Origin of the sequence: Caulobacter sp. X, from assembly GCF_002742635.1 — a bacterium.
Taxonomy (GTDB): domain Bacteria; phylum Pseudomonadota; class Alphaproteobacteria; order Caulobacterales; family Caulobacteraceae; genus Caulobacter.
In genome coordinates, this window is sequence record NZ_PEGF01000002.1 from 328332 (window position 1) to 343904 (window position 15573).

The 15573-nt window shown below is 64.9% G+C and carries 9 protein-coding genes and 1 riboswitch; of the genes, 4 read left to right on the forward strand and 5 right to left on the reverse strand.

Annotated elements, in window-relative coordinates; all coding sequences use genetic code 11:
- Window positions 1-18: 18 nt before the first annotated feature.
- From CSW60_RS13800 to CSW60_RS13820, 5 genes are all read right to left on the reverse strand, one after another.
- The gene (locus CSW60_RS13800) at window positions 19-2160 is read right to left on the reverse strand and encodes a phosphocholine-specific phospholipase C (RefSeq protein ID WP_099537926.1); all 2142 of its coding nucleotides are present in this window, start codon (window positions 2158-2160) and stop codon (window positions 19-21) included.
- Window positions 2161-2332: 172 nt separating this feature from the next.
- Window positions 2333-2932: an HD domain-containing protein gene (locus tag CSW60_RS13805; protein WP_236634285.1), complete on the reverse strand. Its 600-nt coding sequence runs from the start codon at window positions 2930-2932 to the stop codon at window positions 2333-2335.
- 9 nt (window positions 2933-2941) lie between these two features.
- A complete protein-coding gene (locus CSW60_RS13810; protein WP_099537928.1) occupies window positions 2942-3871 on the reverse strand; it encodes a LysR substrate-binding domain-containing protein in 930 nt (309 codons plus the stop codon).
- 153 nt (window positions 3872-4024) lie between these two features.
- A complete protein-coding gene (locus CSW60_RS13815; RefSeq protein ID WP_099537929.1) occupies window positions 4025-6865 on the reverse strand; it encodes a TonB-dependent receptor in 2841 nt (946 codons plus the stop codon).
- A 562-nt stretch (window positions 6866-7427) separates the two neighbouring features.
- Entirely contained in the window at window positions 7428-8636 is a 1209-nt protein-coding gene (locus CSW60_RS13820; protein ID WP_369801041.1) for a TetR/AcrR family transcriptional regulator, read from the reverse strand.
- On the opposite strand from CSW60_RS13820, the gene CSW60_RS24045 reads away from it, so the two are divergent.
- The 4 genes from CSW60_RS24045 (at window position 8539) to CSW60_RS13835 (ending at window position 15531) form a co-directional block, all read left to right on the forward strand.
- The gene (locus CSW60_RS24045; RefSeq protein WP_236634287.1) at window positions 8539-8832 is read left to right on the forward strand and encodes a hypothetical protein; all 294 of its coding nucleotides are present in this window, start codon (window positions 8539-8541) and stop codon (window positions 8830-8832) included. The two genes, CSW60_RS13820 and CSW60_RS24045, sit on opposite strands and share 98 nt — an antisense overlap.
- Before the next feature lie 46 nt (window positions 8833-8878).
- Complete coding sequence (locus CSW60_RS13825; protein WP_099537931.1) at window positions 8879-11185, forward strand: TonB-dependent receptor; 2307 nt, start codon at window positions 8879-8881, stop codon at window positions 11183-11185.
- A 14-nt stretch (window positions 11186-11199) separates the two neighbouring features.
- On the forward strand, window positions 11200-12288 hold the full coding sequence (locus CSW60_RS13830; RefSeq protein WP_143324186.1) for a tyrosine-protein phosphatase: 1089 nt from the start codon (window positions 11200-11202) through the stop codon (window positions 12286-12288).
- A gap of 373 nt (window positions 12289-12661) precedes the next feature.
- Window positions 12662-12751: riboswitch (glycine riboswitch) on the forward strand.
- Window positions 12752-13128: 377 nt separating this feature from the next.
- Complete coding sequence (locus CSW60_RS13835) at window positions 13129-15531, forward strand: TonB-dependent receptor (protein WP_099537933.1); 2403 nt, start codon at window positions 13129-13131, stop codon at window positions 15529-15531.
- Window positions 15532-15573 lie beyond the last annotated feature (42 nt).

Here is a 15573-nt window from a genome sequence, read left to right on the forward strand (position 1 = left end):
AGGGCGCGTCTCTCCGCTTTACAGCGTCAACACCATCGTTCCGATGCCTGGGTCGGTGCGGCCCGGTCTGCCCGTTTCGACACGCCCCGCATAGCGCCACAAGCTGTCGGCGTCCTTCGTGTCGGTCAGAGTGAAATCGTACCACAGGTCGCTGGCGGCGAGATGGAGGCCGATTTCACGCTGTTCGCCGGGCTTCAAGGCGATCGTCTGCTGACGCGGGGCGCCCGAAGCGACAGGATAACGTGGGTCCACGCCAAGGCTGAGCACCGCCTCGGCCGAGCCGTCATTGCGCAGGTTCAGAAAGACCTTTGCGGCGGCCGGGTCTTCGCGCAGGGCGACCCGGACATAGCCCGTTTTGGACGGACGGCCGCGGAAATGGCGATAGAAGCCGTCGGGGCCGTGAACGACCAGATCGTAGGCTTCCTTGTCCTTGTGGTTCCAATGCGCCGCCGTGTGGCTTTCGCCGGCGACCAGCGTGTAGTGCCAGGGCGGGCTCAGACCGTAGGGGGCATAGTCGTGGATGGTGAAGACCGCGGCGTGACCACCGGTGTTGGCGAGATCGATCAGCAAATCTTCCCCGTCCGGCCGCAGGTCCGCCCCCAGACGATAGGGCAGAGGTCGCGCCAGTCTTTGCGCGCGAGGCTGCTCGGCGGGGGTCTGGACGGCGGGGATTTTCAGGGCGGGCTGCTGCGCCGCGTGGGCCAAGCGTTGCGTGTAGTCGTCGGTGGACGGCAGATCGAGGCCCCGCGTGTCCGCGTTCGGCGTCTTGAAATCGAAGCATGAGGTCAGATCGCCCGACACGGCCCGTCGCCAGTCGGAGATATTCGGCTCCTTCACGCCGAAGCGCTTTTCCAGGAACTTCAAGGTCGAGGTGTGGTCGAACACCTGAGAGCAGACATAGCCGCCGCGGCTCCAGGGCGAGACGACGATGGCGGGAACGCGGATGCCAAGGCCCAAGGGCTGAAGGCCTCGGACGCCGGGGTGGGGATGCTTGTCGTAGTCTTTGAACTCGCCGGCCACGCTGACGCCGCTATGGCCGCGCGTCGCGTCGGCGGCGGGCATCGGCGGCAGCATATGGTCGAACAGGCCGCCCGCTTCGTCGTAGTTGAGGATGAAGACGGTCTTGGAGAAGACGTCTGGATGATCGACCAGGGCTTCGATCAGCTTGGCGGTTAAGTTCTCGCCGTCCGCCGGCGTCCATTGCGGGTGCTCGGACAGCGCCGCGGCGGTGACGATCCACGACACCTGCGGCAGCCGTCCGGCGGCGATATCGGCGCGGAACGCCTCGACGAGCTGCTTGCCGTCGGACCGGGTGCGGTCCGGCCCCTCCTTATGCTCGGACACCCACGAGCGCCCGCGCCGGTAGAGGTTGGAGGTCTTGTCGCAGGGGCGGAAGGGCTTGAACACCGACAGGATGTTGTCGCCGAAATTGTCGTATTCCTGATAGACCTTCCAGCTTATCCCCGCCGCCTCCAGACGCTCGGCGTAGGTCGTCCACTCGTAGGCCTTGATCGGCTTATCCGTGGCCATGTCGGCCGACGGGGTTTCGTCCTCGCCGTAGTTGCTCATCACCGGGTCGCCGCCCACGTGACCGCCGCCATTACAGCCTGTCCACAGATGCAGGCGGTTGGGATAGGTCTGGGTCAGGGTCGAGCAGTGATAGGCGTCGAGGATCGTGAAGGTCGAGGCCAGGGCGTGATAGAAGGGTAGGTCCGTGGCCTTGTAGTAGGTCATCCGGTGCTGCAGCTGGCGTGAAACGCCCCACTGATCGAACCGCCCGCCATTGACGATGATCGTCGCGGCGGTGTGTCCCTGATCGGCGCCGTCGACCACATAGGCGTTGGCGGTCTTTGAATCCGCCCAGTAAGGTTGCACATAGCCGTCCGGGTGCTGATCGCTTGGCTGGCGCCAGACCGTGTGTCCGTTGCGCAGGCGCAAGGGGCGCGGGTCGCCCAGACCGCGCACGCCGGGGAAGCTGCCGAAATAGTGGTCGAAGGCGCGGTTCTCCTGCATCAGGATCACCACGTGCTCGACGTCCATGATCGTGCCGGTGCGGTTGTTGGCTGGAGTGGCCATGGCCTTTTCCAGCGTCGCCAGCGTGGCGGCGCTCAGGCCAACGGCGCCCAGCGCCTTGAGGACATGGCGGCGGTCAGCGGTCATGGCGACCTCCCTCAGCTACGAGTCAGTCACTGAACTCAAGGCGCCGACGACCAGCCATCCTGGCCCTGATCGCAGGCGCCTGGAGGTCATGCCCGCTCCGATGTTCATAATGTTGGTTTATGATGCTTGGATCATAATTCTAGATCATCATGATCTTGTGACGCTTGGCGGCTTAAGCGCTCAGCGCCGTCACGAGGTGGCGCTCAAGGAATTTTTCGAGGCTGTCAGTGACCGCGTCCTTGTCCTTGGCGAGTTCATCGATCCGGCGCAGGGCGATGGCTTGATCGGCGAAGGGATTTTGCAAGAAGGCCAGCTGTTCGGCGCTGCTCATCGCGCCGCCTTGCAGCGCGAGAGAGATGCGCGAGTCCTTCGAAAGGGACTCTTGATAGCCTGGCTCCACGCTGCAGAGGTAGCGCTTGGCGGCGACATGCAGGCGGATGGGTTCGCTGACGGCCTTGGGGAAGCGCGCCGCCGCCCAGTCCGCCCCTAGAGCTTCGTGCAGATCGTCGACGCCCTCTTCGGCGGGGGCTTCGCCCAGATCGTGGATCATGTGCCCGACGTCATGCAGCAGGCAGGCGATCACGAGGGGCGACGACAACGCCTGCGCCTCGGCATGGGCGGCCGACTGAAGGGCGTGCTGAAGTTGGTTGATGCCGTACAGGCCGTAGGGGCGCCGGGCGTTGCCCAGATAGATGTCCTGAATTTCGTTGCGAAGGACTTCAGCGAGGGGCGGCGTTGTCATAAAAATATCAAATCCATCATGTGATGACATTCAATATTTTTATACTGTATCCTTCCTTAGGCCAGCAAGGCGAATAAAGGCCGAGACAGCTGGGATTTCCATGTTTTCGCGCAGGGTGACGATGTAGACGCCGCCGGTGCGCGGGAGACCGTGAACGGGCAGGGCCTTGAGCCGAGCGTCATGGCCTGTCTCGCCGTCCAGAATGCAGCCGAACCCGATGCCGTGGGCGGTCGCTTCCTTGACCGCTTCGCGGCTCTCGACGATGAAGCCTCGTTCCACGCTGTTGGCGCTTCGGCCCAGCGCGATTTCGGTCAGGGCGCGCGTTACCGAACCCTCCTCCCGCAGGACCAGGGGCAGGCCGCCCAGCTCGCGGGCGTCGATGTGGTCGCGCTGGGCGAAGGGGTGGTCGATCGGGACCATCAGGTTCAGGGACTGTTCGAACACCAGATGGCAGGCCAGAACCGGATCGGGCTCCAGAAGCGAGATGATCGCCACGTCGGCGCGGCATTCCATCACGTCCTGCGTCAGGGAGCGCGTATTGCCCAGCCGGGTGGAGATCTCGATATCGGGATAGGTGCGCCGAAACTGACTGATCAGTTGCATGGTCGCCGGCGGCGTTGAGAAGCCGATCGACATGCGTCCCCGCTTCAACCCGCTGAAGAGGTTGGCGGTCATCTCGAAGTCATCGACGCGACTGATGACCAGCCGCGCCCGCGTGTAGAGCTCGCGCCCAGCGTCGGTCAGGTTCTGGTTCTGGGTGCGCCGGTTCAGCAGCCGAACGCCGCAGATCTGCTCCAGCGCGTTGATCTGATTGGAGATGTTGGGCTGAGAAACGCCCAGCACCGCGGCCGCGCGCGAGAAGGAGCCTTGATCGACGACGGTGACGAAGGCCTTCAGGGCCCCGATCGACAGGCTGCCGGTCTCACGGCGACGGCTACGCTCGACGCCATCCTCGGGCGAAACGGCCATGATTCTCTCTTCGATAGGTGACAGGTCCGGACCATACAAATCGGGACCGGAAACTCAAACAGACCTCGCCGCGAGCGGCAGTCACCGGCCTCGCGGCCAAAGAAAAGCCCTTCCGGCGCGAGCCGGAAGGGCAATGAAGAAGATCGGGCCGGATTAGTAAGAATAGGCGACCCGCAGGATGAAATTGCGGCCCGGCTCCATATAGTCCTTCTGATAGGTCGGGTTCTTGCCCTTGGTCGTGTAGTAACGGTGGCCGTCCAGGATGTTCTGCACGTCGAAATCCACCGTCAGGCCGTGACGAATGTTGTAGCGGGTATGCAGGTCAAGGGACTTGTTGGGTTGCACCCATTTGTCGACCGCGTTGTCGCGCGTGTCTTCGATATAGGCGCCTTGGTACTGATAGCTGAGTTTGGCCTCGATGCCGTACTTCTGATAGGTCAACGCGGTGTTGTAGATCAGGTCCGGCGCCTGCAGGAACGAGATCGGGTGGCCGCGACGATAGGCCAGGCCCGTTTCAGCCTCGGACGTCTGGGAGGTGATGTTGGCTTCGACGCCGAAGCCGTCGAACGGCGCCGAGAGCCCCTGGAACGACTTGATCAGGTTCAGCTCCACGCCGGTAAGGGTCGCCTTCTCGCCGTTCTGCGGTTGGGTGATGGTGATGGAGCCTTCCTTGGTGTCGGCGTTGACCGACCGCCCGTTGGTGAAGATGAAGTTCTTCATTTTCTTGTGGAAGACGCCGATCGACACCACGCTGGAACGATCCGGATACCATTCGGCCGACACGTCGAAATTGACCGACTCGCCGGGCTTGAGGTCCGGATTGCCGCGGCTGATGGCGATGATCTCCTTGGTCGCCGGATCGCGGGTCACGCTTTCGCCTCGCGAGATGTTCGAATATTCCGGACGCGAGAAGCTGGTCCAGATCGCGCCGCGATAGACCAGGGTTTCACCCTGGCGGTAGACGGCGGTGATGCTGGGCAGGACGTTGGTGTAGTCCCGGTTCGTCTTGCCGAAGCCCGACGTCGTCGCGTCGCTGATCCATGTGGTGGTCTCCACCTTGGTGTGTTCGACGCGGGCGCCCCCGACGACCTCGAGGCTCCCCGACCGGAGGTGGGCCAGGGCGTAGCCGGCGTAGATGGTCTCCGAGCCTTTCTTGTCGTCCTTGTTCAGGTCCGCGGTCGAGTAGGTCACCGGGTTGGCGGCGCGGGCGGCGTTGACCGCGGCGATCACCCGATCACGGCTCAGGATCGAGCCGTAATAGTAGCGGTCCTTGAAGAAGCCATCGACCTGACGCTCGACCAGGCCGGAGGCCGCCAGCGACTTGCCGGCCAGCGGCGTGCCCGAAAGGTCGCCTTCCCAGATCGGGGTGGCGTCGTACTCGCGCTCCGACTTCAGATACTTGAAGCCGCCCTTGACGTAGTCGAACAGGCCGCTGACCTCATAACGCGCGTCGAACTTCAGCGCGGTGCGGGCGTCCGACTGCTTGTCCTTGTTCATCGACGCGCCGTCGAACGGCAGCAGGTCGTCGCGATGATCGACATTGGCCGCGTAGGCCGGAAGCTGCGCCATGGGGAAGCGCGGATCGGCCGACGACCACAGGATGCCGGTCGAGGTGAACATCGGATCGGTCGAGCACTTATCGCAGTTGTAGCCAATGCCGTAGTACAGCGGCGTTCCCTTCTCGCCGTAGGAGTAGCTCAGGTCGTAGTCCAGAGTCAGCCGATCGAAGCGGCTCTGGCCGCCGGCGTTGATCGTGTAGAGCGACGACTCCTGGTCCTGGGACTCGTGGGTGCGGGCGAACTGGAACGCTTGGGGGTTCCAAACGCCCGAACGGCCGAACAGCGACCAGTAGGAGTTGCCCGACTTGCGGTCGGCGTCGGTGATCAGGCCATCCTTGTCCGTGTCGACGATCTGGCCGACGGTGTAGCCATAGATATTGCCCTTCACCGGATCGCGGCCGGTGATCATCTGCTCCGGCTGGCGTAGAGTGGTGTCTTCCGGATTGACCTGCGTCAGGCGCTTGGTCGGACGGCTGCGGAAGTCGGTGTAGTCGTTGGTGCCGGTGCGGTTCAGCTTGGCGTACTGACCGCGCACATAGAAGTTGTGCTGATCGGTCTGATAGTCGACCGAGAAGTTGCCGCCAAAACGCTCCTGTTCGCCGCGACGGAAATCCAGGTCGATGCCCGGCAGATACATCGAGCGGCTGTCGATCGGCTCGATCGAGTCCTTCCGCCAGCGGTAGGGCTCCCACTCACCGTCGTTCTCGGACTCTTCGTTGGTGTAGTGGCTCTTGCCGTAATAGACCGAGCCGAACAGGCCAAAGCGACCGTCGCCGAACTTGCGCGCCGCGTCGATCTGAATCTGGCCGCTGCCAGCCGGCTCGTCCTGCTTCTGGGCGCGGTCATTGAGGCCGTACGAGGCGAAGACGCGCAGGGTGGGCTTGCGGAAGTCGAAGGCGGTCGGGGTGACGAAGTTGACCGAACCGCCGATCGCGTCGCCGTCGAGATCCGGCGTCAGGGTCTTGTTGACCGAGATCGCCTTCAGGCCGTTGGGCGGCAGGACCGTCATCGACATCTTGCGCGAGCCGGAGTCCGTCAGCGCCACGCGGACGCCGTTGATCGAATAGGCGTTATAGGTGCTGGCTAGGCCGCGGATGGAGACGTATTCGCCTTCGCCGGTCTCCTGGTTGACGACGACATTGACGCCGGGAATACGGGCCAGGGCGTCGGCCACGTTCGCGTCGGGCAGCTTGCCCAGATCGTCGGCGGAAATGACGTTGACGACGCCGGTGGCCTTTTTCTGTTCCTCGATCGAGTTTGCGGTCGACAGACGCTGACCGGTGATAACGACTTCGCTGACGGCGTCGTCGGTCGCTGGCTTGGCCTGGTTCTGATTATTCGCCGACTGAGCGTGAGCGGCTGAAACGAAGGCGAGCGCGAATAGGCTTGCTCCGGTCAGGGCCGCGAGCTTGAAGCGCGATGGCGGGCTGAACATGAGTAACTCCGTTTGATGTGTCCCGACGCTCGCCCAGGCGCGCGCCGTCCCCTCCCGCCGGCGAGCGCCTACGGGGTAACGACCTGAAGGCCCGGTAAGGAGGCCGTTCAGGGAGAGATGTGCGAGGCTGGGTCCCGTCCGCGATGCGCCGTTCGTGAAGCCCCCTTACGAACGGAATATCAGAAATACAAATGAGACCTGATGTTCTATACGATTGAAGTATGACGCCTTGTTGACGGTGGGGAGATCCACATTCCGGCTTTTGGGTTCCGGGGCGTCTGCCGCTTGTGGGGGCGAGGGGCGAGTGAAGCCGATACCGTTCAAGCGCCTCCGGGGGCGCTGGGCGAGACCCTCCGGGCGGCCAGGTTCCGCTTCCGCCTGGTCATGCGCGTCCGCGACATCCAGAACTGCGGCTGAGTGCGGCTGATGCGCCCCATAGGATCGACCCGCAGCTTCCAGGTCGCCGCTAGAAGCGAAGGCCGCGTTTCTGGAGTCGCGTCGACACCGCCTCACGGCGCATCCGCACCGCTCGTTTTTAAGCGGACGAAGATCCGTAACCCATCTAGCTGATGGCCAAGCCTTGAGCGTGGCGCGGCGATAGGCGTCCTAGCACGCCCGCCGCGATACGCTCGAACAAGGCCGCGCGGCCGGCGGCGGGATCCTCGTCACCGGCGCAGGCAAACCAGATCGCCGACAACAGGCGGGCCAACACGCTGGCGTGCAGCGGCAGGTCGTCGGCCGAGAGCGCGAACACCCGGCCCATGCTGTCGCGCAGGGTGCCGCCATAAGAAAATCGGATGACGGCGCCGGCGGCGGCCAATTCCTGTCGCCGGATCGACGCCAGGAAGAGGCGTCGGCGGCGGATGACGGGAGGGGATGGCAGTTCCGAGGTCACGTGCGGTCGAAGCGCCGCGATCCAGGCGTCGGGGGCCAGTATGGCCTCTATCGACGGCGGCGCGTCGGCTTGGGCGGCCGCCTCGTCTGTCATGGCCTGGACCTGGCCGCGGATGGCGCCGGCCACGAGATCCTCGACGGAGCGGAAGTGGTGGGTCACCGAGCCTGTCGTGACGCCGGCGCGCGCGGCGACGGCGCGGTGGGTCAGGCCGACGAGGCCTGTGTCTTCGACGACCTCGGCGGCGGCCTTGGCGATGCGCATGGCGGCCGGCGGCACCGAGCCGTAGGGGCGGGTCCCGGCCGTGCGTTCAGCCAGCGGCGTTGCCCCCCGCGCGGCGCGGTCCGGCGCGCCCAGCCAAGTGGCTGCGAAGTGCTCGACCATTTCGATCAGCGCGGCGGTCTCCAGGGCGGGCGACCAGGCCGAAAGACTGTACAGCGCCTCGTACTCGAAGAACGCGTGCAGCATGCGGCCATCGATGGCGGGCAGGCCAAACCCCGCTGCCGTCTGCAGCCAGAAGTCGCGCCACAGCCGCGTCCAGGCCGCCGCCGGGCCTTCGCCTGGCGCGGCCGCCGCGGCCTCCTGGTAGGTCAGCGCCAAACGACGCCCGCCGCCGGCCCAGGCCTGGATGACGTGCAGCAGGGCCAGAGCCGCGCCGTCGGGCGAGCGGGGCAGGGCGGCGATCTCGCGCGCGCGGTCCTGCTGCCAGGCGCGGGTCTCTTCGACGCCTTGCTCGAAGACTGTCAGTAACAATCGTTCTAAATTGCCGAAGTTGTAATTGATGGCGCTGGCCGCGGTCGCCGCCTTGGCGGCGATCGCGCGGGCCGAGGCGGCGGCGATTCCGCCGCTCGCGATCAGGCTCGCGCCGGCCGCGATCAGCCTTTGGCGCGTATTGTCCTTGGCTAGCGGGGCTTTTGCCGAGGTTGGTGGCGCGGAGGTTGCGGCAGGGGGCGGGCGGGCGACCATGGGTCATATTCCCTGCCCGGATGAGCCGCGCAAGTCCACGCCTCGCCGAACGGCGACCTTCGTGGAACTGAAACATAACATTCGTACTAGGTTCACGCTCCACGCCTAGATGCGCCCCGAGCCTGGCGGTCGGTCGGGGAACAAAGGGGATTCACATGAAACGGTGTTTTGAGACGTCGGCGCTGCGCGCTGGCCTGCTGGCGGGGGCTGCGGTTTTGGCCTTGGGCGGCGCGGCGAACGCGGCCGATACCCCGACGGCGGCGGTCGATGCGGCCGGTCCGGCTTCGGGCGAGGGCCAGATCAGCCTCGAGGAGGTCGTGGTCACGGCCCAGAAGCGCAAGACCAACCTGCAGGACACCCCGATCGCCATCTCGGCCATGGACAGCGAGGCCCTGAAGGCGCGTCACGTCCAGTCGGTCGAGGACCTGGGCGACGGCTCGATCCCCTCGCTGCGGGTCGCGCCGTTCTTCGCCCGCAAGTCGGCCCTGACGATCGGCATGCGCGGCATCGGCGCGCTGGGCGACGCGAACCAGCCCGCCCGTGACCAGGCCGTCGGCGTCTATGTCAATGGCGTCTATCTGGGCCGCGCTCAGGGCCTGGGCTCGGCGCTGTACGACGTCGAGCGCATCGAGGTGCTCAAAGGGCCGCAAGGCACGCTGTTCGGCCGCAATACCGAGGGCGGCGCGGTCAGCATCGTCACCAAGGCCCCGACGGGCGTGTTCGGCATGAACACTACGCTCGGCTATGGAAACTACAACGCCTACAAGGCCGAGACTCACATCGACCTGCCCGAGGTCCGCGGGGTCAGCGTCAAGCTCGACGCCCTGCTCAGCAAGCGCGGCGGCACGACCACCAACCCCACCACCTCGGGGCAGCCGGATTTCAACAGCTACGACAAGCGCGGGCTGAACCTGGAAGCCGCCTGGCGGCCGTCCGACACGTTCAGCGCCGACTACGCCTTCGACGTCTCGTATGATGGCTCGACCCCCTACTACGTGCAGTTGGAGAAGAAGGGAGCGCTGGCCCTCGCGCCGCTCAGCCCGGCCCAACCCGACCGCGCCAAGAGCGCCAATATCGGCGTGCCGCTGCAGATGAGCGAGGGCGATACCTGGGGCCATCGCCTGAACCTGACCTGGAAGCTGGCTGACAACCTGGACCTGAAGTCGATCAGCTCGTACCGCAAGCTGACCCAGACCCAGTTCGACAACGGCGCGGTGGCCCTGTCGGTCTTCGCGCCAAACGGCGGCTTCGCCCGCTACAGCGTCGCCCGCGTCTGGCAAGATCAGGTGAGCCAGGAGCTCCAGCTGGTCGGCAAGACCGACCGCATCGAATACGTCGGCGGCGTCTTCTATTTCCGCGAAAAGGTCAGCGACAACGCCCAGACGCCCAACTCGCTGCAGTGGAACGCGACGGGCACGGCCTATACCCAGCTGTCGATCGACTTCCGCACCGTGCCGCTGGACCGCGCCAGCCACGTGAAGACCACCAGCTACGGCGCCTTCGGCCAGGCCGCCTGGACCCCGGCGATCCTGAACGACAAGCTGCACGTCACCGCCGGCGGCCGCTACACCAAGGACGCCAAGAGGGGCTCGCTGGACGTCGTCAACGGCGCTTTGCCCAGCTATGTCGACGGCAACAAGAACACGGTCATCGGCAAGGTCCCGCTCGACGAGTCCTGGAGCCACTTCGACCCGATGGTCAGCGTGGCTTACGAACTGACCAACGACATCAATTTCTATGGCCGCTGGGCCACGGGCTACAAGGCCGGCGGCGCCAACTCACGCTCGCTGACCTACCGAGCCTATGATCCGGAAAAGGTCGAGATGTTCGAGGTCGGGGCTAAGGCCGAGTTCTGGGACCGCCGCGCCCGCCTGAACGTCGCGGCCTTCACCGGCGACATCAAGGACGCCCAGGTGGACTTCAACGTCATCATCGTCGGCAACAACCGCGGCACGCTGGAAACCACCAACGCCGCCACGGGCAAGACCAAGGGCTTCGAACTAGACTTCGCCCTGGTCCCGGTCGAGGGCCTGACCTTGTCGGGCGCCTACGCCTATACCGACATCAAGCTGTCCAAGGCGTTCAACCCGTTCACCAACGCCCAGTCGACCATCTATCCGCTGTACAGCCCCAAGAACGCCGGCAGCGTGGCCGCGGACTATGTCCGCCCCGCCTTCGGCGCGACGTTCAAGGCTCACCTGGACGCCAACTTCGCCGACGCCCAGATGACCAGCACCACGGACCCGACCCTGAGCGACAAGTCGTTCACGGTGAACGGGCGCCTGGCCTTGGCCGATATTAAACTGGCCGAGGGCGCTCCGGCCCTGCAGCTGTCGGTCTGGTCGCGCAACCTGACCAATGAGTCCTACGCCTTCCTGCGCAACACCAACGCCGCCTTGGGCACGTACGCGATCTACAACGAGCCGCGAACCTTCGGCGTCGAAGCCAATGTGAAGTTCTAGGGAAGGAAACTGCAATGAACCCTAAGCACATGGATCGTCGTCTGTTCCTCGCGGCGGCTGGCGCTCTGGCGCTGGCCCCCGCCGCCCGCGCCGCGACCGCTCTGGACGCCAAGGCCGAGCGCACCGCGCCCGGATCGGTCCGCCTGGACTGGACCGGCGCCCAGGCCGTGTCCGTTCTGGTCTCGGCCGACCCCGCCGCTAGGGCGGGAGCCATGCGCCCCCTGAAGACGGCGGCCGGGACCTCGGCCAGCGTCGACGCCCCGGTCTCGCCGCGTCCGTACTTCCTGGTGAAGGCCGCCGACGGGCGTCAAACCCGCGTGGCCGAGCGTCTCCTGCCCCTGGAAGGCGGTCGCAACTTCCGCGACCTCGGCGGCTGGCGCGCCGCCGACGGCCGCCAGGTCAGGTGGGGCAAGATTTATCGTTCGGGCGTCATGGCCAACCTGACGATGGGCGACCTGGAGTACCTCAAGGCGTTGGGCATCCAGGCCATTTGCGACCTGCGCAATCCCCAGGAGCGGACCAGCGAGCCGAACCCGTTCCTGAAGGCGCCGGGGCCCAAGATCGTGGCGACCGACTACGACATGAGCGCCTCGATGGCCGCGCTCATGACGATGAAGACCCGCGAGGACGCCCTCCAAGGCTTCGCCGAAGCCTATGTCGGCTTCCTGGACATGCTGACCCCTCACTACACCGACATGTTCGCGCGGCTGGTGGCCGACGAGGGACCGCTGGCCTTCAACTGCAGCGCCGGCAAGGATCGAACGGGCATGGCCTCGGCCCTGATCCTGTCGGTGCTGGGCGTACCGCGCGAGACGGTGCTCAAGGACTACGGCCTGACCGAGGTCTATACACCACCGTCCTACTACGCGCGGATGGCCCAGAGCGGGGCGACCGGCGGCGGCGTCACGGCCCAGCAGATGCAGGCCCTCTCGAAGCTGCCGCCGGAGGTGCTGCAGGTGATCATGGGCTCGGACCCCGAGGTCATGCGCCGGGCCTTGGCGACCATCGACGCCAAGTTCGGCGGGCCCGTGGCGCTGACCAAGGCGCGCTTTGGCCTGAGCGACGCCAAGATCACCAAGCTGCGCGCCGCCTACTTGGCTTAAGCTCGAAAGAACACGCTTTAATCTACGCCCCGGCCTCATTTCCTTGTGCCGGGGCGCCGTCTTTGTGGAGTGGACCTACGAGCGGCTGCGGGCGCGCCCCAACGGTCGCTCATCACGCTGCGCCGCCGCTAGCGAACAGACACGGTGGGGGGAAAGCGCCTTCGCGAACCGTGTCGATAGGGGGCGAGGACGGCTGACGCGGTTTGACGATATTGATGCGATCTCCCGGCGTCCGCGGCGTCCGTGCGGAGCCGCGATAGGCGCCGGCGCCGCTGAAATCAGCGTTTCGTGCAACGTGGGCAGGCGTTGATCGGCGAAGGTCGCGCTCGAAGGTTCCAATCATTGACCGCCTGGGGCAGGGCGCATTCCCTGAACGCCTCTCGCGGGAGAGATCAGGCCTTGGCCTGGCGCTGAAGGCGAAACCGCCCCGGAAACGCTCAAGCAGAAGGACCGCGCGAGACGTTAAGCGCTGGAAAGCAGGGCTAGCGCCCTCGCCGAAGGAGCAAGGCGCCCCTCCGTCGGAGGCGGGGCGCTGAATCTCTCAGGCCCAAGGACAGCGGGGGTGTGAAGGCGAGCCGTCCTGGCCCGCTCAGACCCGCCGTGCGCCAATGTTAATCTAGCAACTTTCAAATATGAATTTAGAAAAAGCTCATTGAGCGCGACTGTCATTTTGACTTTCGCGATTATTCTGTTGAATCTGTACATGTCAGAGAAGTAATTTGTTCACAAATCGAACATGAGTGTGCAATGTTTCAACTTTGTATTTTTGTAGTCGGGTTTGGCGAAATTCCTGTTTTACCTATGATGAAGTGTTAGTGACGGTGGCCCTAGTCAAAATGATTGGGGATAGTCATGACCATTCGCATACCTGGACACGCAGCTACTCGTCTAAGGGCTCTGCTTCTCGCCGCCTCGGTTTTGGGTGTCGCGACGCCGGTCCTGGCCCAGGAAGCCGACAAGGCCGCTGAACTGGAAACGATCGTCGTGACGGGCAAGCGCCTGTCGGAAGCCAGCGTCGCCATCGGCACCGACCATGCGACGGCGACGGTGTCGATCACCCGCGAGGCCCTGCTGTCCGCGCCGGCCGGGATCACCGGCCTGAAGATGCTGGAGAGCCTGCCGGGCTTCAACGTCCAGGCGAACGACGCCCTGGGCATGTACGAGTTCGGCAACTCGGTGTCGGTGCGGGCCTTCAACTTCCAACAGATTGGCTTTCTGCTGGACGGCATCCCGATGGGCCGCAGCGACCAGTTCGGCGGCAGCCCGATCTATCGCTACGTCGACAACGAGAACCTGCTGAGGGTCACCGCGTCGGCCGGGGCCGGCGATGTCTCCCTGCCCAGCTACGCCTCGCTCGGCCCCATCGTCGACTACTTTACCCAAGCCCCGGCTGAAGAGGCGGGCGGCGCGATCAGTCAGACCTTCGGCAGCGACGACCTGCGCCGCACCTTCCTGCGTCTGGAGTCGGGTAAGGTTGGCCCGCTGTCGGGCTATGTCAGCGGCTCGTGGATCAAGGGCGACCTGTGGCGCGGCCCAGGTACGATCGATCGCAAACACTACGAGGGCAAGCTCAAGTACGACCTGCCCAATGGCGGCGACATCAGCTTCCAGACCGTCCACAATGACTATTTCGACTATGACAGCCCGTCGATCACCCTGGCGCAGTACGCCGGGACGGCCGGCGACGTTTTTGGCCGCAAGGGACGCTATTTCTCGTATCTGGGCTCGGTGCCGACCTCGGTTCCGTTCGGCACGCCGCTGTCGATCCCGACGGGCAGCTTGCCCGAGGCCGTGGCGGGGGTCCCGTATTCCAACGCCAACTACGCCCAATACTACAAGTTCGCGGTCAACAAGCGGAAGGACCACCTCTACGGCCTGACGCTGAACACGCCGATCACCGACAATTTCGACCTCACGACCACGGCCTACTACGAGGACAAGGGCGGCTACGGCGTCTCGCCCGAGGCCTACGCCACGTCCAAGGCCAGCTACGACGCCGAGGTCGGCAAGGTGGCCGGCATCGTCGCTCCGCGTGGCATCCAGTACGGCCTGTCGGGCGTCGACGGCATCCGCAAGGGCCTCACCGCCAAGCTCGCCTGGCGTCTGGCGTTCAACAAGATCGAGGCGGGCCTTTGGCTGGAGAACGACGACTATCACCGCACCCAGAACCGCTACAATGTCGAGAATGGCAACCCTGACGGCAAACCCCTGCTCAACGAGCGGGTTCACGCCCAGCGCGACTACAAGTCCCTGCGCGAGACCAAGCAGTTCTTCGTCAAGGACACCGTCACCCTGCTGGACGCGAAGCTGAAGCTGGAGCTGGGCTTCAAGGCCACCGACATCGATTACAAGATCGCCGGCTATCGCAATCCGGCCGACTATATCAACCGCCGCAGCCCGATCCTGAAGGACAACTGGAAGGACAGCTTCCTGCCCCAGGTGGGCGCCGTCTACAGCCTGACCGGCCGCGATCAGGTCTTCGCCTCGTATTCGGAAAACATGGCCCTGCCACGCGGCGCGGACGACATCTTCTCGGCCGCCAGTCCGACCGTCGCCGGTCCCGACCCCGAGACCTCGACCAACTGGGAGCTGGGCTACCGGGCCAACCACAAGACGTTCAACGCCTCGATCGTGGCCTACCAGACCGAGTTCAAGAACCGCCTGCAGGCCTTCGCCTCGCTGGTGCCCGGCGGCGGCGGCACGACCGAGACCTTCTACCAGAACGTCGGGGCGGTGAAGGCCAAGGGGGTCGAGTTCAGCGGCCAGTGGAAGCCCGAGATCTTCGCCGGCAAGGCCTATTTCAACGCCAACGTCTCGTACAACGACGCCAAGTTCCAGGATGACGTGCTGAACTACCGCGCCAGCACCACGGCCGCGCCCACCACCCTCGCGGTCGCCGGCAAGAAGGTGCCGGACTTCCCCGACTGGGTGTTCCAGGGCGGTGTGACCCTCGAGCCGTTCGATGGTCTGCTGATGAACATCTCGGCCCGCCATCTGGAGAGCCGCTTCACCAACTTCGTCAACAGCGAGAAGGTCGGCGGCTACACCATCGTCAACGCCTATATCGACATCGGCGACGGCTTCGCGGCCGGCCCGTTCAGCCAGGTCAAGGCGCGGGTCAACATCGATAACCTGTTCGACAAGGACTATCTGGGCACGATCAACACCACGGTGAACACGCCGGCCAGTTTCCGCCCGGCCCCGCCGCGCACGATCCAGTTCACGATCTCCGCCGACTTCTAGCTTTCATCCCTCCGGCTGGCTTCCTCGGAAGCCGGCCGGACC

Coding starts and splice junctions, on each gene's coding strand:
- CSW60_RS13800 (WP_099537926.1), bottom strand. CDS start 2,160: ATGACCGCTGACCGCCGCCATGTCCTCAAGGCGCTGGGCGCCGTTGGC.
- CSW60_RS13805 (WP_236634285.1), bottom strand. CDS start 2,932: ATGTCATCACATGATGGATTTGATATTTTTATGACAACGCCGCCCCTC.
- CSW60_RS13810 (WP_099537928.1), bottom strand. CDS start 3,871: ATGGCCGTTTCGCCCGAGGATGGCGTCGAGCGTAGCCGTCGCCGTGAG.
- CSW60_RS13815 (WP_099537929.1), bottom strand. CDS start 6,865: ATGTTCAGCCCGCCATCGCGCTTCAAGCTCGCGGCCCTGACCGGAGCA.
- CSW60_RS24045 (WP_236634287.1), top strand. CDS start 8,539: ATGGCGCTGGCCGCGGTCGCCGCCTTGGCGGCGATCGCGCGGGCCGAG.
- CSW60_RS13825 (WP_099537931.1), top strand. CDS start 8,879: ATGAAACGGTGTTTTGAGACGTCGGCGCTGCGCGCTGGCCTGCTGGCG.
- CSW60_RS13830 (WP_143324186.1), top strand. CDS start 11,200: ATGAACCCTAAGCACATGGATCGTCGTCTGTTCCTCGCGGCGGCTGGC.